25 protein-coding genes are annotated in these 24,858 nt (G+C 68.9%); 11 read left to right on the top strand and 14 right to left on the bottom strand.

Annotation, left to right across the window (positions count from 1 at the left end; genetic code table 11):
- Nucleotides 1-158: 158 nt before the first annotated feature.
- The 9 genes from DXK32_RS14660 to DXK32_RS14620 form a co-directional block, all read right to left on the bottom strand.
- Nucleotides 159-962 carry a DODA-type extradiol aromatic ring-opening family dioxygenase gene (locus DXK32_RS14660; protein WP_114859174.1) on the bottom strand — a complete coding sequence of 268 codons (804 nt, stop codon included), beginning with the start codon at nt 960-962 and terminating at the stop codon, nt 159-161.
- A gap of 112 nt (nt 963-1,074) precedes the next feature.
- Nucleotides 1,075-1,554, bottom strand: a complete 480-nt coding sequence (locus DXK32_RS14655) for an ATP synthase subunit B (protein ID WP_038529084.1) — start codon at nt 1,552-1,554, stop codon at nt 1,075-1,077.
- Nucleotides 1,551-2,201 carry an ATPase gene (locus DXK32_RS14650; protein WP_103040319.1) on the bottom strand — a complete coding sequence of 217 codons (651 nt, stop codon included), beginning with the start codon at nt 2,199-2,201 and terminating at the stop codon, nt 1,551-1,553. The genes DXK32_RS14655 and DXK32_RS14650 overlap by 4 nt, the downstream gene beginning before the upstream one ends.
- Before the next feature lie 87 nt (nt 2,202-2,288).
- On the bottom strand, nt 2,289-2,513 hold the full coding sequence (locus DXK32_RS14645) for an ATP synthase subunit C family protein (protein WP_014239727.1): 225 nt from the start codon (nt 2,511-2,513) through the stop codon (nt 2,289-2,291).
- A 73-nt stretch (nt 2,514-2,586) separates the two neighbouring features.
- Nucleotides 2,587-3,330 (bottom strand): F0F1 ATP synthase subunit A, encoded by a 744-nt coding sequence (locus DXK32_RS14640; RefSeq protein ID WP_094305931.1) that lies wholly within the window; start codon nt 3,328-3,330, stop codon nt 2,587-2,589.
- A gap of 12 nt (nt 3,331-3,342) precedes the next feature.
- Complete coding sequence (locus tag DXK32_RS14635) at nt 3,343-3,705, bottom strand: AtpZ/AtpI family protein (RefSeq protein WP_014239729.1); 363 nt, start codon at nt 3,703-3,705, stop codon at nt 3,343-3,345.
- A 176-nt stretch (nt 3,706-3,881) separates the two neighbouring features.
- A complete protein-coding gene (locus DXK32_RS14630) occupies nt 3,882-4,484 on the bottom strand; it encodes an SCO family protein (protein WP_114859173.1) in 603 nt (200 codons plus the stop codon).
- Nucleotides 4,485-4,632: 148 nt separating this feature from the next.
- The gene (locus DXK32_RS14625) at nt 4,633-6,816 is read right to left on the bottom strand and encodes a bacteriohemerythrin (protein WP_247877156.1); all 2,184 of its coding nucleotides are present in this window, start codon (nt 6,814-6,816) and stop codon (nt 4,633-4,635) included.
- A 250-nt stretch (nt 6,817-7,066) separates the two neighbouring features.
- Complete coding sequence (locus DXK32_RS14620) at nt 7,067-7,804, bottom strand: PhoH family protein (RefSeq protein ID WP_114859172.1); 738 nt, start codon at nt 7,802-7,804, stop codon at nt 7,067-7,069.
- A gap of 741 nt (nt 7,805-8,545) precedes the next feature.
- Here DXK32_RS14620 and minC point away from each other — a divergent pair.
- The 10 genes from minC to DXK32_RS14570 all read left to right on the top strand — a co-directional run bounded on the left by minC (nt 8,546) and on the right by DXK32_RS14570 (nt 18,585).
- On the top strand, nt 8,546-9,307 hold the full coding sequence (gene minC / locus DXK32_RS14615; protein ID WP_432612346.1) for a septum site-determining protein MinC: 762 nt from the start codon (nt 8,546-8,548) through the stop codon (nt 9,305-9,307).
- Nucleotides 9,308-9,448: 141 nt separating this feature from the next.
- Nucleotides 9,449-10,264, top strand: coding sequence for a septum site-determining protein MinD (gene minD, locus DXK32_RS14610; protein ID WP_109068620.1), 816 nt, complete (start codon nt 9,449-9,451; stop codon nt 10,262-10,264).
- A complete protein-coding gene (gene minE / locus DXK32_RS33680) occupies nt 10,261-10,656 on the top strand; it encodes a cell division topological specificity factor MinE (protein WP_114859171.1) in 396 nt (131 codons plus the stop codon). Before minD ends, minE begins: the two co-directional genes overlap by 4 nt.
- Before the next feature lie 240 nt (nt 10,657-10,896).
- Nucleotides 10,897-12,312, top strand: coding sequence for a CRTAC1 family protein (locus DXK32_RS14600; protein ID WP_114859170.1), 1,416 nt, complete (start codon nt 10,897-10,899; stop codon nt 12,310-12,312).
- 247 nt (nt 12,313-12,559) lie between these two features.
- Complete coding sequence (locus DXK32_RS14595; protein WP_094305923.1) at nt 12,560-13,108, top strand: PAS domain-containing protein; 549 nt, start codon at nt 12,560-12,562, stop codon at nt 13,106-13,108.
- A complete protein-coding gene (locus DXK32_RS14590; protein ID WP_114859169.1) occupies nt 13,083-14,393 on the top strand; it encodes a methyl-accepting chemotaxis protein in 1,311 nt (436 codons plus the stop codon). Before DXK32_RS14595 ends, DXK32_RS14590 begins: the two co-directional genes overlap by 26 nt.
- Nucleotides 14,394-14,824: 431 nt before the next feature.
- Nucleotides 14,825-15,931, top strand: a complete 1,107-nt coding sequence (locus DXK32_RS14585) for a methyl-accepting chemotaxis protein (protein WP_114859168.1) — start codon at nt 14,825-14,827, stop codon at nt 15,929-15,931.
- Nucleotides 15,932-16,010: 79 nt separating this feature from the next.
- Nucleotides 16,011-17,009, top strand: coding sequence for an N-acetyl-D-Glu racemase DgcA (dgcA, locus tag DXK32_RS14580; RefSeq protein ID WP_114859167.1), 999 nt, complete (start codon nt 16,011-16,013; stop codon nt 17,007-17,009).
- Complete coding sequence (locus tag DXK32_RS14575; RefSeq protein WP_114859166.1) at nt 17,006-17,386, top strand: cupin domain-containing protein; 381 nt, start codon at nt 17,006-17,008, stop codon at nt 17,384-17,386. The genes dgcA and DXK32_RS14575 overlap by 4 nt, the downstream gene beginning before the upstream one ends.
- Nucleotides 17,383-18,585 carry an aminotransferase class V-fold PLP-dependent enzyme gene (locus DXK32_RS14570; protein ID WP_114859165.1) on the top strand — a complete coding sequence of 401 codons (1,203 nt, stop codon included), beginning with the start codon at nt 17,383-17,385 and terminating at the stop codon, nt 18,583-18,585. The genes DXK32_RS14575 and DXK32_RS14570 overlap by 4 nt, the downstream gene beginning before the upstream one ends.
- A gap of 3 nt (nt 18,586-18,588) precedes the next feature.
- Here DXK32_RS14570 and DXK32_RS14565 read toward each other — a convergent pair whose 3' ends face one another.
- Together DXK32_RS14565 and DXK32_RS14560 are read right to left on the bottom strand one after the other, a co-directional pair.
- The gene (locus DXK32_RS14565) at nt 18,589-19,773 is read right to left on the bottom strand and encodes a glycosyltransferase (protein WP_114859164.1); all 1,185 of its coding nucleotides are present in this window, start codon (nt 19,771-19,773) and stop codon (nt 18,589-18,591) included.
- A gap of 166 nt (nt 19,774-19,939) precedes the next feature.
- Nucleotides 19,940-20,341, bottom strand: a complete 402-nt coding sequence (locus DXK32_RS14560) for a 4a-hydroxytetrahydrobiopterin dehydratase (protein WP_114859163.1) — start codon at nt 20,339-20,341, stop codon at nt 19,940-19,942.
- 131 nt (nt 20,342-20,472) lie between these two features.
- Between DXK32_RS14560 and DXK32_RS14555 the strand changes: the two genes are divergently transcribed.
- Complete coding sequence (locus DXK32_RS14555) at nt 20,473-21,066, top strand: uracil-DNA glycosylase (RefSeq protein ID WP_247877155.1); 594 nt, start codon at nt 20,473-20,475, stop codon at nt 21,064-21,066.
- 6 nt (nt 21,067-21,072) lie between these two features.
- On the opposite strand, the gene glk is transcribed toward DXK32_RS14555, so the two are convergent.
- From glk to DXK32_RS14540, 3 genes are all read right to left on the bottom strand, one after another.
- Nucleotides 21,073-22,062, bottom strand: a complete 990-nt coding sequence (gene glk, locus DXK32_RS14550) for a glucokinase (protein ID WP_114859161.1) — start codon at nt 22,060-22,062, stop codon at nt 21,073-21,075.
- A gap of 10 nt (nt 22,063-22,072) precedes the next feature.
- Entirely contained in the window at nt 22,073-23,470 is a 1,398-nt protein-coding gene (gene otsA / locus DXK32_RS14545; RefSeq protein WP_114859160.1) for an alpha,alpha-trehalose-phosphate synthase (UDP-forming), read from the bottom strand.
- 462 nt (nt 23,471-23,932) lie between these two features.
- Entirely contained in the window at nt 23,933-24,811 is an 879-nt protein-coding gene (locus tag DXK32_RS14540; protein WP_114859159.1) for an N-formylglutamate amidohydrolase, read from the bottom strand.
- Between the last annotated feature and the right edge of the window lie 47 nt (nt 24,812-24,858).

Here is a 24,858-nt window from a genome sequence, read left to right as displayed (position 1 = left end):
ACGAGATCCGGCCGAAGGTTGCGGGCGGGAAAGCCCGACGTTGTCAGAAACCCCTCCGTGTGCACGGACGGGTGGCGCGGATTGTAGCTTGGCGCGGCAACGGCGCAAACAGACAAGTGCGTAAGGTTCAGCCCCCTTTAAACATCTCCCGCAGGGCTTCAGGCCGCGCCGTGGAAGGCGTAGGCTTGCATGCCGATGCTGCCATGCTCGAAACCGCTGTGAAGCCGCTCCGTCCGCACCGCTCTGCCGGCGGCGCCGAAGGCCACGGGCAGCGGCAGGAAATGCTCGTCGGTGGGATGCGCCGTCTTGGCCTGCGGGCAGAGCGTCTTCCAGCCGGCCAGCGACGCCTCGTCGCCCGCCGTCAGCACGCCGTCGAGCCAGCCGGCGAAGTCCTCCGCCCAGCCGGCCACGTCGCTCTGGCCGAAGCGGAAGTCGCCGAGATTGTGGACGGCGCCGCCGCTGCCGAGAACCAGAACGCCCTCCTGCCGCAGCGGGGCCAGGGCGCGTCCCAGCGCGATGTGGTCGGCCGCGGTGGCGCCGGGCTGGACGGAGAGCTGGGCGACCGGGATGTCGGCCTCCGGGTACATCAGCATCATCGGGACCCAGGCGCCGTGGTCGAGCCCTTGGCTCGTATCCACCGTGGCGCCGGTCAGCGCCCGCACGCGGTCGGCCAGCGCCGGGGCGCCGGGGGCCGCGTAGCGCATGGCGTAGAGGGCGCGGGGGAAGCCGTAGAAGTCGTGGACGGTGTCCGGCTGCGTGGCGCCGCTGATTGCCGGAGTCTGGGTCGTCCAGTGCGCCGACACCGCGATCACCGCGCTCGGGCGGCCCAGCCGCTTGCCCAGACCGGCCAGGAAATGGCGGCCGGGCGAATCCTCGATGATGAGGGTGGGGGCGCCGTGCGAGACGAAGACGCTGGGGAAGGCGGACGAGGGCAGGGCGGTGGCCGGCTGGGTCATGGTCATGGAAGGGGCTCCGGGTTGCCCGACCATTCCATCAAAGAAAAACCCCGGCGCCTAGGCCGGGGTTTTTCGAAAGACCGTTGCCGGTTCCGCAACGATGCGCCGGGAACGGCGATCAGTGCAGGTGCTTCGGCAGCTCGGCGATCGACTGTTCGATCAGCTTGTCCGCCTGGGCCGGCTGGATGCCGGTTTCCAGGATGCGGCGGCTGGCGTCCATGGCGATGTCGACGGTCAGGTTGCGGACCTCAGCCAGCGCCCCGGCTTCCGCCTGGGCGATGCGGTCCATGGCCTGGGCCTCGCGGCGCTTCAGCGACGCTTCAAGGTCGGCGCCGGCCTGCGAGCGGAGACGGTCGGCCTCCTCGCGGGCGTGGGCGATGATGGCCTCGGCCTCCTTCAGCGCGTCGCGCTGGCGGCGCTGGTAGTTGGCGAGCAGCGCCTGGGCGTCTTCACGGAGGCGCTGGGCCTCGTCCAGCTCCGCACGGATCTTCTCGGCGCGGGCGTCGAGAAGGCCGGTGATCGCGCCGGACGCCTTCTTCCACACCAGGGCGGCGAAGATGATGAAGGCGATGGCGACCCACATTTCAGGCGTGTTCATGACCGGCGCTCCTCGATCACGGCGGCGACCGCCGCATCGGCCTGGGCCGCGTCGACGTTCAGCCCGGCCAGACGGCCGGCGACGTCACGGGCGATGTCGGCGGAGATGGAGCGGACGTTGGCGATCGCCTGCTCCTTGGCCGTGGCGATGTTCGCCTCGGCGCTGCGCAGACGCTCGGCGTTCTCGGCGTTCAACTGGGCCTGACGGGCGTGGTTGTTCGCGTCGATCTCGGCGGCCACCTGGGCGATCAGGGCCTGGGCTTCGGAACGGGCCCCGGCGAGGGACTGATCGACCTGGGCCATGGCGGCCTCGGCCTCTTCCTTGAGCGAAGCGGCCTTGCTCAGGTCGCGCGAGATGCGCTCCTGGCGCTCCTCCAGAACCTCGGCCACGCGCGGCAGCGCTTTCTTGGACAGGAGGTAGTAGAGGGTGATGAAGGTCAGCGCCAGCCAGAAGATCTGGGTGGGGAAGGTGGCGGGATTGAGCTGCGGCAGGCCGCCGGCGGCGTGCTCGCCGCCATGGGCGGCTTCCGGCGCGTGCTCCGCCGTCGCCGCCAGGACGTTACCGGCAAGCACGGTCAGAGTGGCGAGCGAGGCGCCCGCAGCACCCGACCAGCGGACCAGCCGTCGCTTGGCCAACAGGTTCGGCATGGATCGGTCCCCCTAGGCAAGAATGCGGCGCCGAAACTTCGAGAGCCCGGCGCCGCGTCAGAGCGAAATTGGAAGTTCGCTCTGGCCTTAGGCGAACAGGATCAGGAAGGCGATCAGCAGGGCGAACAGCGCGACGGCTTCCGTCAGCGCGAAGCCCAGAATGCCGATCGGGAAGACCTTCGGCTGGACGGCCGGGTTGCGGGCGATCGAACCGATCAGGGTCGAGAAGATGTTGCCGATACCCAGGCCGACGCCGGCGAGGGCGATAACGGCCAGACCGGCACCGACGTACTTGGCGGCTTCAGCTTCCATGGTACTCATTCCTCTAGGTAAGGGTGAACTGTGGTGGAAAAGGTAACGAGGTGATCCGGGGCGGCGCTGGTGCTCAGTGCAGTTCCAGCGCGTCGCGGATGTACAGGCAGGTCAGGATCGAGAAGACGTAGGCTTGCAGGAACGCGACCAGGAACTCGAAGCCGGTCAGCGCGATGTTGATGGCCAGCGGGACGAGGCCGGCCAGGAAGCCGACGGCGCCCAGACCGCTGATCATCATAACCGTGAAACCCGCGAACACCTTCAGCATGGTGTGACCGGCCATCATGTTGGCGAACAGTCGGATCGACAGGCTGACGGGACGCATCAGGTAGGAGATCACCTCGATCGGGATGAGGATCGGGGCGAGCGCCACCGGCGCGCCGTGCGGCATGAAGAAGCTGAAGAAATGCAGGCCGTGCTTCATCAGGGCCAGGACGGTCACGAACACAAACACCGTCGCCGCCAGCGTGAAGGTCACGATGATGTGGCTGGTGAAGGTGAAGGTGAACGGGATCATGCCGACGAGGTTGCCGAACAGCACGAACATGAAGATCGCGAAGACGAACGGGAAGTACGGGCGGGCGTCGTGCCCGGCGTTGTCCCGAACCATGTTCGCGACGAATTCGTAGAAGATCTCGGCCAGGGACTGCAGGCGGCCCGGAACCAGGGCGCGGCCAGACATGCCGAAGACGAGCAGCGCGTAGATCAGCGCGACCGCCACGACCATGAAGAAGGCCGAGTTCGTGAAGGACACGTCATACCCGGCGATCACGATCTGGAGGATCGGGTTGATCTGGAACTGGTGCAGCGGATCCAAGGTCGTCCTCGCTCAGTGTGCGTCGCCGTTGGGACGCTCGTTGTCATCCTCACGGGCCCGGCGGTAGCCGGGGGCTAATCCGAGCCCGGTGATGGCCCGGTAGACATTCAGAATTCCGGCCGCCGCGCCGAGGAAGAACATGACGATCAATCCCCAGGGCGCCGTTCCGAGCCAGCGGTCGAGCAGAAGCCCGCCGCCGACGCCAACGATCATGGCAGCGACCAGCTCGGTCCCGATTCGAAAGGCGATGCCGAGAGGACTCTGCGGCAGCCGGTGATATTTCCCCGGACCGCTCTGCGATTCCTTCCCTTCACGCGCCTTCTTCAGTCGGGCGTCAAGCTCTGCCAGAGACGGCGGGGGCTTTTCGTCGCTCATGTCGCTTCGTTGTCCCCGTTGTCTCGCAGCCACGCGAAAGCGGCGAGACCATACGGACAGGGCACAACCCTGTCAAGTCGCAAAACCCTTAATACAAGTGCTTGAAAACCCAACAAAACCGCGCTGAAACCTTGGTATTACCGGGTCAAGGGGCGCGGCTCCGCTCGTGTTTTCCGTCATCCGGCAATGCGGCTGCCCAGATCCTGGGCCACGCGGTCGGCGGTGGTGCCGGCCGGATACACCCCGAGGAAGCGCCCGTCGGGCCCCATCAGGTAAAGAAAACTGGAGTGATCCATCAAGTAATCCTCCGGTTTCCCGCCCTCCTGCGGCGCCTTGGCGTAATAGACCCGGTAGGCCTTGGCCGCCGCCTTGACCTGCTCCGGCGTGCCGGTCAGTCCGACCAGATTGGGGTGGAACAGCCCGACATAGTCCTTCAGATGCGCCACCGTGTCGCGCTCCGGATCGACCGAGATGAACATCGGCTGCACCTTGTCGGCCTGCACGCCCAGCATGTCCATGGCGCGCGCCATCGTGCCCAGCTCCGTCGGGCAGACGTCGGGGCAGTAGGTGTAGCCGAAATAGATCAGCAGGTACTTGCCGCGGTAGTCGGCGTCGGTGACCGTCCGGCCGTCCTGGTCGGTCAGCGTGAAGGGGCCGCCGATGGGCACGCTGCTCTGCACCGTGCTGGAGGCGTTGTTGACCTGCCACCAGGCGATGCCGGCGGCGATCACGAGCCCCACGGCGGAGGCGGCGGCGATGCGGATGAGTCGGGCTTTCATGACCGACTGGAATGGGGCGGCGCACGGTCCAGGTCAAGAGGACAATCTGCCCAAGGCGGGGCGCCGGCGCGACCGTCGGTTCGGGAGGCGCGGGGGTGACCTGGCCCGCCGAACGCTCCACCATGCCGGCCGCCCCCCACGCCACCCCTCACGCCGCCTTGCGCGCCGGCTCAGCCGGCTGGTGGGCCAGATGGTGGCCGATGCGCTTGTCGAAGCGCTGGATGTGGCCGGTCAGCCAGTCGCGGAACAGCGCCAGAAGATCGTCGCCGACCCGCGGCTCCCCGGCGGCGAAGCGCTGCTTCAGCTCGGCCACGCGCTTGCGCAGGGCGTCGTGCTGCGCCTTGTGCTGGACGAAGTCGGGATAGCCCGACCGCTGCATCACCCGCTCCTCCTCCTCGAAATGCAGGACGGTGTAGGCGACGAGCTGGTCGATGGCCGACCCGATGGCCTGCGGCACTTCGCCTCCACGGATGCGCCGGGCCGCCCGGTTGATCAGCGCGACCAGGATCATGTGATCGTTGTCGATGTCCTCCTGCCCGACGGCCAGCGTGTCGCTCCACGGCATGAAGACGTCCTCTCCGGCGGGCGCGAAGAGGGTGGCCAGCTCCGCGCTGTTGATCGCCGCCACATTGACCAGGAAGGCGTCGACCAGGGCGCGCAGGGACCCGGCCTGCTGGGCGAGGCTCTCCGCGGCGTCGAGCAGGCCGTTGGCCGCCTTCTCCGTCTCCAGGGCCGAGGACGACACCCCGTCGATGCTGGTGGAGACCTGCCGCGTGCCCTGCGCCGCCTCTCCGGCGCTTCGGGCGATCTCGCCGGTCGCCGCTCCCTGCTGCTGGACCGCGGCGGCGATGGAGGTGCCGATCTCGTCGCTGCGGGCGATGATCCCGGCGATCTCGCGGATGGCGGAGACGGCGCCCTGCGACGCCTGTTGCACCTCGCCGATCTGGGCGGCGATCTCCTCCGTCGCCTTGGCGGTCTGGCCGGCGAGGTTCTTCACCTCCCCCGCGACCACGGCGAAGCCCTTGCCCATCTCGCCGGCCCGCGCCGCCTCGATGGTCGCGTTCAGCGCCAGCAGGTTGGTCTGGCTGGCGATGCTGGTGATGAGGTCGGCGACCTCGTTGATCTTCTGCGCGGCGTGGCCCAGCCCGTCGATGCGCTCGCTGGCCTGGCGGGAGGCGGTCACCGCCTGCATGGAGATGTGCGAGGAGGTGGCGACCTGGGTGCCGATTTCCGCGATGGCGCTGCTCAGCTCCTCGGCGGCGGCGGCGACGGTCTGCACGTTCACCGAGGCCTGCTGCGACGCTCCGGCGACCGAGGCCGCCTCGCGCATGTTGCGGTCGGCGGTGTCCGACAGGGAGCGCGCCGTGTTCTCCAGCGCCTGCACCGCCCGTCCCACCGTGCCGACCATGGCGGTGACCGTGGCGTCGAACCGCTCGGTCAGCCGTTCCAGCGCGCGGGCGCGCTGCCCGGTCACGCGATGCTCCACCTGCTGGCGCTCCCAATGGCGCTGCAGGTCGATCTGGTTGTTGCGGAAGACATCCAGGGTGCGGGCCATGACGCCGATCTCGTCGCCGCGCTGCGTGCCCGACACCGTCACCGCCGTGTCGCCGCCGGCCAGAGTCTGCATCACCCCGGTCATGGCGTGCAGCGGGCGGACGATGGCCCGGCTGACCAGCAGCGCGATGCCCGTCGCCACCACGGCGATCAGCAGCCCCAGCCCGCCGAGGAACAGGGCGGCCTCGCGGAAGGCGGCGGCCACGTCGTCCACATAGATGCCCGACCCGATCAGCCAGCCCCAGGGTTCGAACCCGCGCACGTAGGAGATCTTCGGAACCGGCTCCGCCTGTCCGGGCTTCGGCCACAGATAGTCGACGAAGCCACCCTCCGCCGCGACGCCGACGCGGGTCATCTCGACGAACAGCAGCTTGCCGTTCGGGTCGGCGGAGCGCGACTGGTCCTGCCCGTCCATCTCCGGGCGGATCGGGTGCATGATCATGCGCTGCGCGCGGTCGATGACGAAGAAGTACTCCGATCCCGCGTAGCGCAGCCGGCGCAGCGCGTCCTTGGCCGCCGTCTGGGCGGCGTCGCGGGTCAGGGCGCCCTTGCGCTCCATCTCCTCGTAATGGGCGACAAGGCTGTGCGCGACCTCCACCACGCTGCGGGTCTTGTCCTGGCGGTCCTTCATCATCTCGGCGCGCAGGCCGAACAGGCTGACGGCGGCGATCAGGGCGAGCCCGACGGCCGCGACGCCCAGGATGACGGAGATCTTACCCTTGATGCTGATGCGCTCGAACACCTGACGTTCCTCCGGAATCTTCTTCTTCCGGCGCAAGGGCGCCGGTCTCGGGCGGTTCGACGACCGTCCGAAAATTCTGCTAAATTTTTTGTTACTTTTGCTCCGCGCATCTGATCGTCGTCAAGGCGGATCAACCCAGGGTGAGAAAACGTCGCGGGCCGCCGTCCAGACGTTTGGAAGAGAAAGATCGTGGCGCCGTGAAAAAGAAAAGGGAGGCCCGAAGGCCTCCCGCAGTTGCGAACCGGTGAGGTGGTTGCGCGTCGATGCCCTTCGTTTGCCGATGGCGTCAGAGCACGGTCAGCATGCTGGCGACCAGGGGGTGGCGGACGATGTCGGTGTCGCTCAGCCGGACGACGGCGATGCCCTCCACAGCCTCCAGCCGGCGCGCGATATCGGCCAGGCCCGACAGGTTGTCGAGCAGGTCCGTCTGGTCAGGGTCGCCGGTCAGGACCATGGTGGAATGCCAACCCAGACGGGTCAGCAGCATCTTGATCTGCGCGTAGGTGCAGTTCTGCGCCTCGTCGATCACCACGAAGGCGTTGTTCAGGGTGCGCCCGCGCATGAAGCCGACCGGCGCGATCTCGATGGTGCCGTCGGCCATCAGCGCGCGCAGGCGCTTGGCGCCCAGCCGCTCGCTCAGCGCGTCGTAGAGCGGGCGCAGGAAGGGGGCCATCTTCTCGTGCATGTCGCCCGGCAGATAGCCGATGCTCTCGCCCGCCTCGATGGCCGGGCGGGAGAGCACGATGCGGTCGACCTTGCCCTCCTCCAGAGCCTCCACCGCGGAGGAGATCGCCAGATAGGTCTTGCCGGTGCCGGCGGGGCCGAGCGCCACAACGAGGTTATGGTCCTTGATCGCCTCCATCAGCCTCTTCTGGTTGGGGCTCTGGGGCTTGACCTTGCGGAGATAGCTCTGGTCGCGGCGGTCGTCCCCGCCCACGGGGTCCCAGCCGGTGGCGGGGAACAGGGGGTGGACCGTCGACTCGGACGCTGAAACGGCGCTGCCTTTGGTCTGGCGTTTGGCCATGTCGCTCTCCTAAGGTCACGTTGGTGGGCGGCGGCTCCGGGCACAAAAAAACCTCCCGCGAGCGGGAGGTCGTCGATGCTGCTGTGCAGCAGGGTGGCCGGAGTCTGGCTTGCCGGTGCGAGGCGTGCGTCCCGTCGGCTGCGCCCGTCATGGGGTGCCGGCGACATTCGGACGCTCGGGAACGAAGCAGGGTGCAAGCGGAACCTCTTCGTCAGAATAGGAACCTCACACCACAAACATAGGTCGCGCGGCGGCGAAGGTCAGGCGAAATTGCGGGCATCGCAAAAGATTCACACAAGATGTTGTGGATGAGCCTCAGAGGGCGGCGGGACGGCAACGGGCTACCGCCAGAGGCCGAGGGAACCCGGGGTCGCCGCGACGAAGGGATGTGGCGACCGGGCGCAAACCATCTTTGCGGGTGTCGCGGCGAGGGTAAGATGCCGCAGCGCGAAATGGGCATAGTTCCGCAAAACCCTTTGCCCGGCGAATCCAGTTCCATTACCATACTTTGTAGCGAGACCTTCCGCCGACGCAACACATGGACCTCCAGCCCGGACGGGGACCCCCTGTTCCGGCCCATTGTGCGTGTGTCCGGCGGTTGTCACTCCATCGGCGCCGGGAAGAGCTTGAACGGATGGGGTCCGCGCCGCTAGAACCTGGGTGGTTGACCCTTCCGCCCTGGTGCCTGGCCGATGGCCCCAGACATGCGGACGACACGGATTCGGCAGGAACACAAGCAGGATGGCAGCGGTGAGCAGCGCCAGGCAGGGTGCCGATCGGGACGGTCCGTTCCAGTTGCGGGGCAATTCCTTCACCATGATGGTGCTGAAGGTGAATGATCCGGCGTCGCCGGACTTCTTCACCCAGCTCGCCGTGAAGGTCCGGCAGGCGCCCAATTTCTTCCGCAACGCCCCCGTCGTCCTCGACTTCGAGGAGCTGACGGAGGACACCCCGCGCTTCGACATCGCCGCTCTGGTGACCAACCTGCGCACGCTGTACCTGCTGCCGGTCGGCTTCCGCGGCGGCCCGCGCGCGGTCCATGAGGGGGCGCTCGCCGCCGGGCTGACCCCGATGCCCGCCGGGCGCGCCGCCAAGCTGGAGTCCGCGGCCCCCGCCGCCGCCGACCCGCAGGCCGGCGCCGCCGCGATCCCGGCCCCGCCGCCCGAGCCGGTCTACCGCCCGGCGCTGCTGGTGACCGAGCCGGTGCGCTCCGGCCAGCAGATCTACGCCGAGAAGACGGACTTGGTCATCACCGCCCCGGTCTCCCCCGGCGCGGAGGTGGTGGCCGACGGCAACATCCACGTCTACGGCGCGCTGCGCGGCCGGGCGCTGGCCGGCGTCTCCGGCGACACCAACGCGCGCATCTTCTGCCACAGCCTGGAGGCCGAGGTCGTCTCGGTGGCCGGGCTGTACCGCGTCAGCGAGGATTTCGGGAACGACGTGCTGAAGAAGCCGGTGCAGATATTCCTGCGCGACGGCTATCTTCACATGGAGCCCCAGTGATGACGCTTTTGAGCGCTTTCGGTCGAACGGCCCTCTGTGCGAGGACGGTGTCACGCAAAGCGTGCCCGGCACAGGCCCTGATCTGCGTAACCCGGTAACCGGACCTTGGCGGCAACATTTAGGAACGTGGGAGAAGCTCCGTTGGGCAAGATCATCGTCATGACTTCCGGCAAGGGCGGCGTCGGCAAGACGACCTCCTCCGCCGCTTTCGCGACCGGACTCGCCTTGCGCGGCTTCAAGACGGTCGTCATCGATTTCGACGTCGGGCTGCGCAACCTCGACCTCATCATGGGCTGCGAGCGCCGCGTGGTGTTCGACTTCATCAACGTCATCAACGGCGAAGCGAAGCTGAGCCAGGCGCTGATCAAGGACAAGCGCATCGACAACCTGTCGATCCTGCCGACCTCGCAGACCCGCGACAAGGACGCCCTGACCCGCGAAGGCGTGGAAAAGGTCCTGAACGAACTGTCCAAGGACTTCGACTACATCGTCTGCGACAGCCCGGCGGGCATCGAGCGCGGCGCGCTGATGGCGCTGTACTTCGCCGACCACGCGGTGATCGTGACCAACCCGGAAGTCTCCTCGGTCCGCGACAGCGACCGCATCCTCGGCGTGCTGGCCTCGCGCTCGCGCCGGGCGGAGCAGGGGCTGGAGCCGGTGACCCAGCAGCTCCTCCTCACCCGCTACGACCCGGAGCGGGTGGAGCGCGGCGAGATGCTGAAGGTCGACGACGTGCTGGAGATCCTGGCGATCCCGCTGCTCGGCGTGATCCCGGAGAGCCAGGCCGTGCTGCGCGCCTCCAACGTCGGCATGCCGGTCATCCTCGACGAGGCGTCCAACGCCGGCCAGGCCTATCTGGACGCGGTCTCCCGCTTCCTGGGCGAGGACGTCGAGCACCGCTTCGTCACCCCGCAGAAGAAGGGCCTGTTCAGCCGCCTCCTCCGGAGGTCCGCATGAGCATCTTCAGCTTCTTCCGCTCCGCCCCGCGCGCGTCGGCGGTCCAGGCCAAGGAACGCCTTCAGATCGTCATGGCGCACGAGCGCGCCGGGCGGACCGGGCCGGACTATCTGCCGATGCTCCAGCAGGAGCTGCTGGCGGTGATCGCCAAGTACATCGACATCGACCAGAACAAGGTCGAGGTGAAGCTGGACCGCGGCGGCGACTGCTCGACGCTTGAGCTGAACATCGAGCTGCCGGCCCGCGAGGCCGCCGCCAAGGCGCTGAAGGAGAGCGCCAAGCTGGCGGTGGCCGGGAACCGTCCGGCGGCCAAGGACGCCGACGAGTCCGATGCGGTCAAGCTGGCCGCCGGCGGTTCGCTGACCAACGGCGGCGTTAAGAAGCGCCGCTGAACCTTCCGTGTGTATGGTGATCGATCCCGCCGCAGCCGGCCCGCTGCGGCGGGATTTTTCATGCCCTCCGGCAGGGCTCCCGCGCGGTCATAGGCCGCAGCTCCCGGCCGGGCTGGACTTCCGTGCGGGTTTACCTCGGCCGTTCGAAGAGGTATCAACGGATTGGAGCCCGTCAGGGACCGGCCCTCGCGGGCCAAACCCTCACCGGGCGGCGTTGCGGCAGTGAGGGAGTGGCGGCCGATGTTCTTCGAATGCTCGCGGCTGATCGACGGCAACCAGCCGCGCCTGTCCAACGGCATCACCGTGACCGACGTCGACGGTGACGGGGCATTCGAACTGGTGGTCACGGGCTACGCCACCAACAACCTCATCCTCAAATGGGACGGCTCCCGGCTGGTCGACGTCGCCGGCCCGCTGCTGGCCGACCCGTCGGGCTGCGCGGTGGCCATCGCCGCGGCCGACGTGGACGGCGACGGGCGGGAGGAGCTGTATGTCCTGAATTCCGACCGGGCGAGCGGGCCGAAGGAGATGGGCGACCGGCTGTTCGCCTGCTTCGGCAAGCACTGGCTCGACCTGCTGGCCCAGCCGGAGAACGCCGGCATGGCGAACCGCGTCGCCGGACGGTCGGTGATCGCCATGGACCGGCACGGCCATGGCCGCTACGGCTTCGTCGTGGCGGCGGACGGCGGCCCTTTCCGCCTGTTCGAGCTGAGCCGCCGCGGCCGGCTGGAGGACGCGGCGGAGGAGGCGGGAATCGACCTGATCGGCGCCGGGCGCGGGCTGCTCGCCCTGCCGTTTCTGTCCGACCGCGTCGATCTGTTCGCCTGCAACGAGGGCGGACCGAACTTCCTGTTCCGCAACCTGGGCGACGGCACCTACGAGGAGATCGCCGAGGAGCGGGGGGTCGCCGATTCGCGATTCGCCGGGCGGGCGGTGACCGCGGTGGACGGGCCGGGCTATGGCGGGTTCGGGCTGCTGGTCGGCGCCTGGGAAGGGCCGCAGCGCCTGTTCGTCCAGCGCTCCGGCGGCGGCTTCGTCGACGAGGCCGATCCGGAGATGTCCTTTCCGGGCCGGGTGTCCAGCGTGATCGCTGCCGATTTCGACAACGACGGCTACGAGGAGCTGTTCTTCAACCTGCACGGCGAGCCCAACCGCCTGTTCGGCTGGCGCGACGACCGTTGGCAGGCCATCGACCTTGGCGACGCGGCGGAGCCCAAAGGGCTGGGGACCGGAGCGGCGGTGGCCGACATCGACGGCGACGGGCGGCTGGAACTGCTGATCGCCCATGGCAATGGGGTGGGCGGCGGGCATGGCGCCGGGCATGGTGGGGGGCATGGCGGCGGATCGCCGCAGCCCCTGTCGCTCTACCGCACGGCGGCGAACCACAACGGGTGGCTGCGCGTGCTGCCGCTGACCCCCTACGGCGCGCCGGCGCGCGGCGCGGTGGTCGCCTGCACAGCCAACGGTCGGCGGCAGGTGCGGTCCGTCTGCGCCGGTTCGGGCTATCTCTGCCAGATGGAGCCGGTGGCCCATTTCGGGCTGGGCAGCGCCCGCTCGGTGGAGCGGCTGGAGGTGCGCTGGCCGGACGGCATGACGGCCATCGTCGAGAACCCGCCCATCGACCGGCTGCTGACCGTTCCCTATCCGCCGGAGTGAGGCAGCCGGAATGAGACGCGGCACAATGTTGCGTCCGGTAGACGGTTGAGCGATGTCGGGCGGACGGTTGAGCTGAATCATATTTCCGCCCGGCAACAAATTTAATCTTTTGTATAACCTGCATGGTCTTTATTTTGCGGCGTCCGCCAGTGCCCGACGGGAACGCGCGGATGGGGAGATGTACGCCCTGTAACCGACCGCGAACCAATAAGGGGGCGCCGGGCTCTCGGCCCGCGACCGCAGGCACATGGCACACAGCGCTGTTCTCAGTCCCGGCCCCCGCGACCGGACGCTGACCGGGGTCGAGCGGTTCTTCGACGCCGATGAGGTCATCGTTTCCAAGACCGACCTGAAGGGCCGGATCACCTACGCCAACCGGGTGTTCCAGCGCGTCGCCGGCTACAGCGAGGCCGAACTGATGGGCGCTCCGCACTCCATCGTCCGCCATCCGGACATGCCGCGCTGCGTGTTCAAGCTGCTGTGGGACACGCTGGGGGCGGGGCAGGAGATCTTCGCCTACGTCGTGAACCGGGCGCGCAACGGCGACCATTACTGGGTCTTCGCCCACGTCACCCCCAGCTACGACGTGAATGGCCGGCTCGTCGGCTACCACTCGTCGCGCCGGGTGCCGGACCGCGGCGCCATCGACAAGGTGGTGCCGCTCTACCGCACGCTTCTGGACATCGAAAACCGCCACGAAGACCGCAAGCAGGGCATGAACGAGGCCTTCGCCACCGTTGTCGGGCTGCTGACGGAGAAGGGGATCGGGTATGACGAGTTCGTCTTCTCTCTCTAAGGCGTTCGTCCTGGGGGCGGTCGCCGCGCTGCTCGTCGCAGCGCTGTTGGTGACCGACGCGCTGGACGTCGGCGGCGCGCCGCTGCGCATCGGGATCGGCGCCGCCGCCCTGGCCGCGCTGGCCGGGGTCATGCTGTGCATGGTGCGCGCCCGTGCCGCGGTGGGGCAGGCGGTGGCGGTCTGCCGGGCGGTGTCGCGCGGCGACTTCGAGGCGCGGGTCGTCAACGTGCGGGAGAAGGGCGACCTGGGCGAGCTGATGCACGCCCTGAACGACTCGATCGACCGCACCGACGCCTTCATCCGCGAGGCCACCGCCTCGATGAGCTACGTGTCGGCCAACAAGTATTTCCGGCGGATCGTGCTGAAGGGCATGCAGGGCAATTTCCTGCACGCCTCGCGCACCATCAACACCGCCACCGACGCCATCGCCGCCAAGGTGAAGGGCTTCGCCGGGGTGACCGACCGCTTCGAGACGCAGATCCGCGCGGTGTGCGAACAGGTGTCCGGCACTGCACACCAGCTGGAGATGTCGGCCCGCACCATGGAGACCGACGCCCAGACCGCCACCGGCAAGGCCTCCTCGGTGGCCGCCGCCGCGTCGCAGACCGGCTCCTCGGTCGGCAGCGTCGCCGTCGCGACGGAGGAGTTATCGGCGTCGATCCGGGAAATCGCCCGGCAGGTGGAGGAGGTTGCCAAGGTCGCCGCCAACGCGGCGGGCGAGGCCGAACGCTCCAACGCTCTGATCGCCGATCTGTCGGGCGCCGCCAAGACGGTGGGCGAGGTGGTCACCCTGATCAACGACATCGCCAGCCAGACCAACCTGCTGGCGCTGAACGCCACCATCGAGGCGGCGCGGGCGGGCGAGGCCGGCAAGGGCTTCGCCGTGGTGGCGCAGGAGGTCAAGCGGCTGGCCGACCAGACCGCCAAGGCCACCGGCGACATCGCCGGGCAGATCGCCGGCATCCAGTCCTCCACCGACGTGGCGGTCGCCTCCATCGTCGGCATCGGCCACACCATCCAGGACATCAACCACATCGCCGGCGGCATCGCCGCGGGCATCGGGCAGCAGGGCTCGGCGATCCGCTCGATCGTCAGCAACATGGATCAGGCCGCCGCCGGCACCCGCGCCGTCACCGAGGACATCCAGGACGTCACCACCGCCGCCGAACGCACCAGCGGCACCGCCCACGAGGTGTTCGCTGCGTCGGAGCGGATGAGCGTCCAGGCCGACCGTCTGACCCGCGAGGTGCAGCTTTTCCTGGACGAGATGCACAAGGTGGCCTGACGCATTTTTGTGCAATATCCTATTATTTGTCCGAAAAATCGCGCTTGCTTATAAGGTGGGCATTGATTAGCCGCCCGGCATTTGCTTGTATGCTAAGCAGTGCCGGAGCGGAGGGCAGGGTCCATGCGACCTTTTGCCTCATTTTTTAGGAGAAACCGTTGCTTTTGTTGCGGCGCACGCGGTGCGCGGGGTGCGGTGCGGCAAAGCCGGTGCCGCGTGTGATTGTTCGGACTCCATTATGACGCCGAATTCATCACAATTTCGAAACTGACATCTCAGAAACGTTGAGGCTGAACCCGGGGCGCCGCCCGCAAATGCAGGCGTTCCGCGGCTTTGCGCGTCCGGAGGGTTCCGGGCGGGCGTTTGGCACAGCGTTTGATGGTTAGACGTCTAAAAAAGATATCCCACCCAAACTCACAGAGGTGCTCGGGATGAGTGTGGCCGGAAACGAACTGTTCGAGCTTTCCCGGGGCGTCCTGGATGTCGCCTCCCGGAAGGTGTCTTTGATCGAAGACATCACCCGCCGCACCAAGATGCTGGCGATGAACGCCCTGATCGAGGCGTCGCGGGCTGGCGACGCCGGGCGGGGCTTCGCGGTGGTGGCGAACGAAGTCTCCGAGATTTCCAAGCAGGTGAACACCATCACCAAGGAGCTGCGGTCGGAGATCGTCTCCCGCGTCGATCACCTGACCACCACGGGCAGCGCCATGGTGCAGGAGATGCACGGGCGGCGTCTGGCCGACCTGTCGCTGAACATGATCGAGATCATCGACCGGAACCTGTACGAGCGGTCCTGCGACGTGCGTTGGTGGGCGACCGACAGCGCCGTGGTGGACTGCGCCGCCGACCCGACGGAGGTGAACCGCCAGCACGCCTCCCAGCGGCTTGGCGTCATTCTCGAGTCCTACACCGTCTACCTCGACCTGTGGATCGCCGACCTGAAGGGCGAGGTGATCGCCACCGGCCGCCCCGGCCGCTACCCCGGCGCCCAGGGTGCCCGCGTGGGGGACGAGGGGTGGTTCCGTCAGGCGCTGGCCACGCGCAACGGCGGCGAATTCACGGTGGGCGACGTGTCGCGCAACGGCCGCCTGGAGGACCGGGTGGTCGCCACCTACGCCACCGCGATCCGGCGCGGCGGCGAGGCGGACGGCGATCCCATCGGCGTGCTGGGCATCTTCTTCGACTGGGAACCGCAGGCCGCCGCCGTCGTCCAGGGCGTGCGGCTGGAGGACGAGGAGCGTTCCCGTTCGCGCTGCCTTCTGCTCGACGCCCGGCACCGGGTGATCGCCTCGTCCGACGGGCGCGGCATCCTCAGCGAGACCGTCCAGCTCCGCCGCAGCGGCGAGAGCATGGGCCATTACGCCGACGGGTCCGGACGCACCTATGGCTATGCGCTGACGCCGGGTTACGAGACCTACAAGGGGCTGGGCTGGTACGGGGTGATCGTGCAGGACCCGGATCCGCGCCAGCAGCAGGCGCCTGCAACCGCCGGTATGGGTGGGCGAACAGGAATGAACGGCGCCGGGCTTCACGGGTAAGGCTGGCATTCGCACCCTGCTCTGGTCATCGCGGCGGGTTTGCTTACACTTCGGGTCCGCCGCGTTGCTGGAGAGTTTCATGTCGTCCACCGCCCGCCGTCTTTATGTCCGCCGCGATACCTTCCCCATCGCGGGGACCTTCCGCATATCGCGCGGCGCCAAGACCGAGGCCGAGGTCGTGGTCGCCGAGGTGGTCGAATCCTGCAAGCGGGGCCGTGGGGAATGCGTTCCCTACGCCCGCTACGGGGAGTCGCTGGACGAGACGGTCAAGACGCTGGAGTCCCTGGCCGGGGCGGTGGCGGACGGGCTGGACCGCGAGCGGCTGCGCACCCTGCTGCCGCCGGGGGCCGCGCGCAACGCGCTGGACTGCGCGCTGTGGGACCTGGAGGCCAAACAGGCGGGCAAACCGGCCTGGCGGCTCGCCGGCCTGCCCGACGCGCCGAAGAAGCTGACCACCTGCTACACGTTGAGCGTGGACGAGCCCGCGGCGATGGCCGCTTCCGCCAAGGCGCGGGCGGCGGACCATCCGCTGCTGAAGATGAAGCTGACCGGGGAGGGCGACCTCGACCGCGTGCGCGCGGTGCGCGAGGCCGCCCCGGCCACCCGCCTGATCGTCGACGCCAACGAGGCCTGGACGCTGGAGATGCTCCGCCGCTTCGCCCCGGTGCTCGCCGATCTGGGGGTGGAGCTGATCGAGCAGCCGCTGCCCGCTGGCGAGGACGAGGCGCTGCGCGGCATCGACTGCCCGGTGCCGCTGGGCGCCGACGAATCCTGCCACGGGTTGGACTCGCTCGACCGGTTGAAGGGCATCTACCGGGTGGTGAACATCAAGCTGGACAAGACCGGCGGCCTGACCGAGGCGCTGCTGCTGAAGCAGGCGGCGCAGGAGTCCGGATTCGACGTCATGGTCGGCTGCATGGTCGCCACCTCGCTGGCCATGGCGCCGGCCGTGCTGCTGGCCCAGGGCGCGCGCTACGTCGACCTCGACGGTCCCCTGCTGCTGGCCGAGGACCGCACGCCGGCCCTGCATTACGACGGCGGCACGCTCTGCCCGCCGGCCCCCGAACTCTGGGGATGAGCACCCCGGCCGGCAACCTGCTGGCGGGCCTGCCGTTCGGCACCCTTGCGGACGAGATTTTCACGACATTGACGGAAACGGCGTCGTCCGGGACGGTGCGCATCGAGCGCATCCTGTCCACCGGTCAGGCGTCCCCTGCTGGTTTCTGGTACGATCAGGACTGGGACGAGTTCGTGCTGGTCGTCCAGGGCGCCGCCCGGCTGCAGCTTGAGGGCGAGGCGGAGCGCGCGCTCGGACCCGGCGACTGGCTGATGATCCCGGCCCGTCGGCGGCATCGCGTCGCCTGGACCGACCCGACCACCCAGACCGTCTGGCTGGCGGTGCACATCGGCGAGAAACAGACACCGGAAACACCGGGGCAGGGGAAGGGCCAATGACCATCGACATCGCGCGCGCCCGCGCGGAGACGCCGGGAACCCGGCACGTCGTTCATCTCAACAACGCCGGGGCCGCCCTGCCGCCGCAGCCGGTGCTGGACGCCGTGACCGCGCATCTGGCTCTGGAGGCCACCATCGGCGGCTACGAGGCGGCCGAGCACGCCAACGGCCGGCTGGAGGGTGTCTACGACTCCGTGGCCCGCCTGCTCGCCTGCTCGCGGGAGGAGGTGGCCCTGGCGGAGAACGCGACGGTGGCCTGGGGCATGGCCTTCAACGCGCTGGCCGCCTTGCCGGGGGAGGGCTTCCGGCCCGGCGACCGCATCCTGACGGCGCGCGCCGAATACGCCGCCAACCTGATCCCCTTCCTGCAAGCCTCCCGCCGCACCGGCGTGGCGGTCGAGGTGATCCCCAGCGACGAGACCGGCCAGACCTCCGTCGCGGCGCTGGAGGCGATGATCGGGGCGCCGGGGAAGGGGCCGGTCAAGCTGATCGCCATCACCCACATCCCGACCAACGGCGGCTTGGTCAACCCGGCGGCGGCCATCGGGCGGGTGGCGCGGCGGCACAACATCCCCTATCTGCTCGACGCCTGCCAGACGGTGGGCCAGATGCCGGTGGACGTCGAGGAACTGGGCTGCGACTTCCTGTCGGCGACCGGGCGCAAGTTCCTGCGCGCGCCGCGGGGCACCGGCTTCCTCTATGTCCGCAAGGACTGGCTCGACCGCATCGAGCCGTACACGCTCGACCACAGCGGCGGCGCGCTGGCCGGGCCGGACCGCTACACCATGCGCCCCGACGCCCGCCGCTTCGAGCTGTGGGAGAGCAACATCGCCGCGCGGCTTGGGCTGGGTGTGGCGGTGGATTACGCGCTGTCCTGGGGGCTGGCGGCAATCCGCGACCGCGCCTTCGCGCTGGCCGACCGGCTGCGGCACGGTCTGGGCGGGCTTCCCGGCGTGACGGTGCGCGATCTCGGGGCGGAGCGCTGCGCCATCGTCACCTTCACGGTGGACGGCCATGAGCCGCGGGCCATCAAGGCCGCTCTGCGCGGCCAGGGGATCAACCTGTCGGTGTCCTCCGCGCCCTCGACCCCCCTCGACATGGACGCCCGCGGTCTGACCGAGGTCGTCCGCGCCTCTCCGCACTACTACAACGACGAGGCGGAAGTGGAGCGGTTGCTGGCGGCGGTGAAGGCGCTGTAGGCGCTACAGCACCGACTCAACGACATCGGCCACGCCGTCCGCGTAGCGGTCCCAGGTCAGCCCGGCCAGGAAGGCGGCGCCCGCCCGCCCGATGGCCGCGGCGCGGGCGCGGTCGGCCCACAGGCCTTCCAGCGCCGCGACGATCTCGTCCACGTCGCTCTCGCCCCAGCCTTCGGTACCGAAGGAGGTCCGGATGGCGCCCTGCCGGGTCAGCGGGACGCAGCGGCCCTCCCCGATCAGGTCGAGATGCCCGGTGTTGGCCGACAGGATGGCGGGCACGCCGCAGGCCATGCATTCCATGGCGACGAGGTTGGTCCCGCCCTCGCCGCGGTTGGGGAACAGGCCGACGTCGACCTCGCGCAGGATGCGCGCCATGTCGGCGTTGGGCACGGGGCCGAGGTCCATCACCTGATCGGGCGGCACGCCGTTGGCGATGGCCCAGTCGGCCCCGTCGAACTGCCCGTTGTCGTGGAAGGACACCGGTGCCACGGCGGGGTTGGCCTCCAGCGAGCGGGCGCTTTCCGGCCAGGGGTTGTGCCACGCCGTCAGCAGCAGCGCCTCGGGATGGCGCTCGGCGAAGGCGCGGAAGCCGAGCAGGGCGAGGTCCTGCCCCTTGCGGAACTCCGGCTTGCCGCCGGAGAAGACGACGAAGCGGTCCTTGAACCAGCCGACTTTCGGCGCCGGATGGAAATGGGTGGGATCGACGCCTTGCAGGACCGTCCGCACCCGCCCGATCCCGGCGCCGGTCAGCACCCGCTCGACGAAGCTCGACCCGGCGACGATGGCCGCGCAACCGTCCGCCCGCGCCCGGCCCTCCGCGTCGATGGCGGTGTCCTCCAGATAGCAAACGCCGACGGTGGGCTGGCCCTTCAGAGTCACGCCCTCCACGGATCGGCTGCCGACGAGGTTGTTGCCGAGCCCGCGCAGCACCGGCACCGACACGCCGATCTCCTGCCCCGCATGGGGCGCGATCTGCCGGCACAGCGCCTCGGACTCGCGGACGAAGCCGGCCATGCGCCGCCATTCCAGCGGGGACAGCGCGATGTCCTCCAGCCGCAGCGGCAGCGAGCAGACCGGCACCAGCCGCCCGCTGCGCGTCCAGCTCAGCGCCAGTTGCAGCCCGTTGACGCCCCAGCCGCTGTAGCTGGACAGGCCCCATTGGATGACGGCGGGCTGGGCGTTGGGCATGGTCTGTCTCGCGGGTTGGTGTTCCCTCGCCCCTCCGGGGAGAGGGTGGCCCGGAGGGCCGGGTGAGGGGGATGCGCTTGGGCCGGACGTACCGCCACGCGCAACCCCCTCACCCTAACCCTCTCCCCGGAGGGGAGAGGGGAAAAAGTTGAGGAAAGGGAAAAAGCTACCCGTGCCGCGCGGTCGGGGAGACGTCGCCCATGGACTCCGACACCGGGGCGTAGGGTTCGTCCATCAGCCCTTCGACCTTGGCGGCCATGATGAAGTCGTTCTCGTGCAGGCCTTTGATCTTGTGCGTCCAGAAGGTGACGGTGCAATGACCCCAGCCGTAGAGGATTTCGGCGTGGTGGCCCTCCGCCTCGCACAGGTCGCCGACGCGCATCGCGAAGTGCTGGGCCTCGCGGAAGTTGGAAAAGCGGTAGTCGCGCTCCAGCCGGTCGGGGTCCGGCCGGATCGACCAGCCGGGCACCTGCACCAGATAGGTTTCCGCCATGGCGCGGTCCATCGGGGGAATGCCGCCGCGGCAGGGTTCGCAGCTCTTTCCCGCCAGTTCCTGGTGTGTCGCCATCTCGTGTCCTCCGGTGTTGTTGGTCTCGACTCCTCGTTTCGAACAATGCTGGGGCCAAAGCCTCCCAAGGACAAGCCTCCCAAGGACAAGCCTCGCGGCGGCAAGCCTCACGACCAGCCATGGACGCGCGCATGACGGACCTGCCCTTCGCCGACTACCAGAAGCCCACGAAGACCGCCGCCGGGCCGCGCCTCGCCATCGTGGGAGAGGCGCCGGGGGCGGAGGAGGCCCGGCGGGGCGTGCCCTTCGTCGGGCGCAGCGGCCAGCTCCTCGACGAGACGCTGAAGGCGGCGGGGGTGGAGCGGGCGGAATGCCTCGTCGCCAACGTCTTCCGTTACCAGCCGCCGGGCAACAAGGTGGGGCATTTCTTCGCCTCGCGCACCCGCGCCAGGAAGGAGGGGCGGGCGCTCGACGAGCGCTGGGGGCCGTTCGGCACCTCCGACTGGGTGCTGGCGGAATACTCCGGCGAGATCGAGCATCTGCAGCGGACTCTGGAAGGCTTCGCCCCCCGCGTCATCGTCGCGCTGGGCCGCACGCCGCTGTGGGCGTTGACCGGGCTGAACGGGATCATGCAGCTGCGCGGCACGGTCCAGCCCTGTCGCCTCGTGCCGGGGGCGGAGGTGGTGGCGACCTTCCACCCCAGCTACATCCTGCGCGGCCAGCTCGCCGAGCAGCCGACCTTCCTGGCCGACCTGACACTGGCCGCCTCGCGGCTGACGGCCTGAGCGCCGTTACGCCCGCTCCGCGGCCTCGGCCAGACCGAGGAAGGCGGGAAGCTCGTGGGTGATGACGTAGGTCGGGATGGGCGCCAGGAAGTCGCGCATCCGGCCCTTCTCCATGAAACGCTTGCGGAAGCGGGAGTGGGTGAACAGGGTGCCCAGCTTCGGCACGATGCCACCCGCGATGTAGAGGCCGCCGCGCGCGCCCAGCGTCAGCGCGAGGTTGCCCGCCACGGTGCCGAGCATCGCGCAGAACATCTCCACCGCCTCCACGCAATGGGGGTTGGTGTTGGCGGTCGCCGCGTCCGACACCTGGGCCGGGGTGAAGGGTTCCGGCTCCTGATGGTCGAGGACGCACAGCGCCTGATAGAGGTTGACCAGCCCCGGCCCGGACAGCACCCGCTCCGCCGACACATGGTCGAAGCTCTTGCGGAGCTGGGCCAGAACGGCGCTCTCCCGGTCGCTGACCGGGGCCATGGTGACGTGGCCGCCCTCCGCCGCCAGCGCGGTCCAGCCCTCGGGTCCGGGCACCAGCCCCGACACGCCCAGCCCGCTGCCCGGCCCGATCACCCCGACGACGCGGCCCGGCACCGGCGCTCCCTCGCCCACCTGACGGACGTCGGCGGCGGTGAGGCGGGGCACCGACAGGGCGACGGCGGTGAAGTCGTTGATGACGGCCAGCCGCTCCAGCCCCAGCTTGCCGCGCACCTCGGCCGTGGAGAAGGACCAGCCGCGGTTGGTCATCAGCACCGCGTCGCCGGTCACCGGGCCGGCGATGGCGAAGGCGCCGCGGCTGGGCCGGGCGTCGTGCGCCACGCCGCCCAGATAGGCGAGCGCCGCCGCTTCCAGCGACGGGAAGTCGGCGCAGCGCAGAACGCGCGAACCGTGGATGCCCGTGCCGTCGATCAGGCCGAAGCGGGCGTTGGTGGCGCCGATGTCGGCGACCAGGGTGACGGGGCCGGAAACGGCATGGCTGCCATTGGTGGTGTGGTCTGTGGTCATGAAATCAGTTTCACCCGTACGGCGCGCGCGTCAAGGCATCGACGTAGCTTTCCCGCCACCAGCCGATGTCGTGGCTGCGCAGGATGCGCATCATCGCGGCGTGGCGCTCCTTGCGCTCGGGCAGCGACATGGTCAGGGCGCGCTGCAGGGCGTCGGCCACCGCCTCGATGTCGAAGGGATTGACGATCAGCGCCGAATCGAGCTCCCGCGCCGCCCCGGCGAAGGTGGACAGCACCAGCACGCCGGGGTCGTCGGCGTCCTGGCAGGCGACATACTCCTTGGCGACGAGGTTCATGCCATCGCGCAAGGGGGTAACCAGCCCGACATGCGCGGTGCGGTAGAAGCCGGCCAGCACGCGCCGCCCGAAACTCTTGTTCAAGTAGCGGATCGGCACCCAGTCGAACTCGGCGAAGCGCCCGTTGATGCGGCCCGACAGCTCCGACAGCTCGCGCTTGATGGCGATGTATTCCGGCACGTCCTCCCGGCTCGGCGGCGCCACCTGGAGAAAGGAGACGCGGTTGCAATGCTCCGGATAGGTCGCCAGGAGCTGCTCGAAGGCCTGGAAGCGCTGCGGCAGGCCCTTCGAATAGTCCAGCCGATCGACCCCGATGATCAGCCGCCGCCCGACGAGGCTTTCCTTCAGCCGCTGGGTGTGGCGGGAGCGCATGGCGGTCTCGGCGATGCCCACCAGATTCTCGGTGTCGATGCTGATGGGGAAGGCGCGGGCCAGCAGCGTGCGGCCGAAGGCGTGGATCAGCATGCCGCCCTCGGGGCCGCGGTCCTCGACCTCGCCGTCCAGCTCCTGCCGGATGTAGTCGGCAAAGCTGCGCAGATCCACATGGGTGTGGAAGCCGACGAGGTCGTAGGCGCACAGCTCGCGGATCAACTCCCGGTGATTCGGCAGAGCCACAAGGATTTCCGGGGCGGGGAAAGGTGTATGCAGGAAGAAGCCCATGCGCTGGGTGCAGCCGCGCTGGCGCAATTCCTCGCCGAAGGGGATCAGGTGGTAGTCGTGGACCCACACCATGTCGTCGGGGCTGAGCAGCGGGACGAGCTTTTCCGCGAAATAACCGTTGACCCGCTTGTAGCCTTCGCGCGTGCGGCGGCTGACTTCGATCAGGCCGACGCGGTAATGGAACAGCGGCCACAGGGTCTGGTTGGCGAAGCCGTTGTAGTATTCTTCGAAGTCGCGGCGGCTGAGGTCCAGCGTCGCGTAGGTCAGGCGCCCGACGTCGGTGCGCCGGGGCTCGCTCTGCGACTCCTCCTCGACCACCGTGCCGCTCCAGCCGAACCAGATGCCTCCGGTCTTCTTCAGCGCGGCCAGCACGGCCACGGCGAGGCCCCCGGCGGCCTGCTTGCCTTCATCGATGGGGGCGACGCGGTTGGATACGACGACCAGTCTGCTCACGTGGGTGGTTCTCCGGTCTCGGACGGCCGCATGGTTGGGCGGCCGAATGGCGCGTGGCGGGGCGGGCCCCGGAACGCGCAGGGACGAAACGACCGTATGGGGGGTTGGTTCCCTATCGGTCGAATGGGTTATGCCGAAGGACCGGGGTGGGTTGGCGGGCGCGCCGCCAGCCCCAGATTGTGCGGGAGCAGAGCCGGGATTCTGTGTGCAATGCAGCATAAACGGCTGTTTGCGCCACGTCGAAGCTTTGTCTTAACTTTGGTTAAACCATTGAATGACATGCAAAAACATTTTCCCTCTTGATCCCTGAGCGGGGCTTCATCATATTGTGCAGTGCGGCATCGGTCGTGTCTGCGACGCGGTCGGAGCCGTAACGCACTTCTTGGGCGTTTCCTCCCTAGACTCGGGCCGGGGCCTTTGCCCCGGCCTTTTTTTGTGCGCGGTCGGGCCGCGGCGGTCCGCTCAGCGCGGGGCAAGGGGGCCGGGCGGCAGGTGGGCGATGTTGTCCACCAGTTCGTGCATGTGCCGGGTCAGGACGGTCAGGAAGGGCAGCCGCGACAGCGTCGCCTCGTCCATGTAGAGGTCGCGGCTGATCTCGATCTGAAGCGCGTGGATGCCCTGGCGCGGCCGGCCGTAATGGCGGGTGGTGTAGCCGCCGGCGTAGGGCGCGTTGCGGCTGACCGTGTAACCCAGGCCGCGCAGGAAGCGCTCCGCCGTTTCGGTGACCGCCGGGGCGCAGGAATTGCCGAAACAGTCCCCGAGCACGATGTCGCTGCGCCGGTTGTCGCGGTCGCCCAGCCCGGGGGAGGGCATGGAATGGCAGTCGATCAGCACAGCGTGGCCGAAGTGGGCACGCGTGTCTTCAACGAGACGGCGCAGCGCGTTGTGGTAGGGGGTGTAGCACTGCTCCACCCGCCGCACCGCTTCGGAGAAGCGCAGCTTGCCGCGGTAGATGTCCTCTCCGTTGGCGACCACCCGCGCGATGGTGCCCAGCCCGGCGGCCACGCGCGGCGAGCGCGTGTTGACGTAGGGGGGGAGGGGGTCCGCGAACATCTCCGGGTCCAGCTCGTAGGCTTCGCGGTTGACGTCCAGGAAGGCCCGGGGGAACAGCGCGCGGATCAGCGGGATGCCCAACGCCGGGGCACCCGCGAAGATCTCGTCGACGAAGCAGTCTTCCGACTTGCGCAGCGCGCGGGGGTCGAGACGCGCCGCCGCCAGGAATTCGGCCGGATAGCGGTTGCCGCTGTGCGGCGAGGCCAGCACCAGCGGCTTGGTCTGTTCGTCCGGGGCCAGAAGCTCGAAGGCCGGCTCCGGTGTGGCGGCGTCGACGGATGCATCCATGGCATGTGATGTAGTGGACCCGGGCGGCTCTGTCACGCACCGTCCCG

This window comes from Azospirillum brasilense, assembly GCF_003349955.1.
GTDB lineage: Bacteria > Pseudomonadota > Alphaproteobacteria > Azospirillales > Azospirillaceae > Azospirillum > Azospirillum brasilense_B.
The sequence above is the reverse complement of the archived record's forward strand: the minus strand, read 5'-3'. Positions and strand labels throughout refer to the sequence as shown.

What these genes read in the sequence shown, in the direction of transcription:
- DXK32_RS14660 (WP_114859174.1), bottom strand. Translation starts at nt 962, where the DNA reads ATGACCATGACCCAGCCGGCCACCGCCCTGCCCTCGTCCGCCTTCCCC.
- DXK32_RS14655 (WP_038529084.1), bottom strand. Translation starts at nt 1,554, where the DNA reads ATGAACACGCCTGAAATGTGGGTCGCCATCGCCTTCATCATCTTCGCC.
- DXK32_RS14650 (WP_103040319.1), bottom strand. Translation starts at nt 2,201, where the DNA reads ATGCCGAACCTGTTGGCCAAGCGACGGCTGGTCCGCTGGTCGGGTGCT.
- DXK32_RS14645 (WP_014239727.1), bottom strand. Translation starts at nt 2,513, where the DNA reads ATGGAAGCTGAAGCCGCCAAGTACGTCGGTGCCGGTCTGGCCGTTATC.
- DXK32_RS14635 (WP_014239729.1), bottom strand. Translation starts at nt 3,705, where the DNA reads ATGAGCGACGAAAAGCCCCCGCCGTCTCTGGCAGAGCTTGACGCCCGA.
- DXK32_RS14630 (WP_114859173.1), bottom strand. Translation starts at nt 4,484, where the DNA reads ATGAAAGCCCGACTCATCCGCATCGCCGCCGCCTCCGCCGTGGGGCTC.
- DXK32_RS14620 (WP_114859172.1), bottom strand. Translation starts at nt 7,804, where the DNA reads ATGGCCAAACGCCAGACCAAAGGCAGCGCCGTTTCAGCGTCCGAGTCG.
- minC (WP_432612346.1), top strand. Translation starts at nt 8,546, where the DNA reads ATGGCAGCGGTGAGCAGCGCCAGGCAGGGTGCCGATCGGGACGGTCCG.
- minE (WP_114859171.1), top strand. Translation starts at nt 10,261, where the DNA reads ATGAGCATCTTCAGCTTCTTCCGCTCCGCCCCGCGCGCGTCGGCGGTC.
- DXK32_RS14600 (WP_114859170.1), top strand. Translation starts at nt 10,897, where the DNA reads ATGTTCTTCGAATGCTCGCGGCTGATCGACGGCAACCAGCCGCGCCTG.
- DXK32_RS14595 (WP_094305923.1), top strand. Translation starts at nt 12,560, where the DNA reads ATGGCACACAGCGCTGTTCTCAGTCCCGGCCCCCGCGACCGGACGCTG.
- DXK32_RS14590 (WP_114859169.1), top strand. Translation starts at nt 13,083, where the DNA reads ATGACGAGTTCGTCTTCTCTCTCTAAGGCGTTCGTCCTGGGGGCGGTC.
- DXK32_RS14585 (WP_114859168.1), top strand. Translation starts at nt 14,825, where the DNA reads ATGAGTGTGGCCGGAAACGAACTGTTCGAGCTTTCCCGGGGCGTCCTG.
- dgcA (WP_114859167.1), top strand. Translation starts at nt 16,011, where the DNA reads ATGTCGTCCACCGCCCGCCGTCTTTATGTCCGCCGCGATACCTTCCCC.
- DXK32_RS14575 (WP_114859166.1), top strand. Translation starts at nt 17,006, where the DNA reads ATGAGCACCCCGGCCGGCAACCTGCTGGCGGGCCTGCCGTTCGGCACC.
- DXK32_RS14570 (WP_114859165.1), top strand. Translation starts at nt 17,383, where the DNA reads ATGACCATCGACATCGCGCGCGCCCGCGCGGAGACGCCGGGAACCCGG.
- DXK32_RS14565 (WP_114859164.1), bottom strand. Translation starts at nt 19,773, where the DNA reads ATGCCCAACGCCCAGCCCGCCGTCATCCAATGGGGCCTGTCCAGCTAC.
- DXK32_RS14560 (WP_114859163.1), bottom strand. Translation starts at nt 20,341, where the DNA reads ATGGCGACACACCAGGAACTGGCGGGAAAGAGCTGCGAACCCTGCCGC.
- DXK32_RS14555 (WP_247877155.1), top strand. Translation starts at nt 20,473, where the DNA reads ATGACGGACCTGCCCTTCGCCGACTACCAGAAGCCCACGAAGACCGCC.
- glk (WP_114859161.1), bottom strand. Translation starts at nt 22,062, where the DNA reads ATGACCACAGACCACACCACCAATGGCAGCCATGCCGTTTCCGGCCCC.
- DXK32_RS14540 (WP_114859159.1), bottom strand. Translation starts at nt 24,811, where the DNA reads ATGGATGCATCCGTCGACGCCGCCACACCGGAGCCGGCCTTCGAGCTT.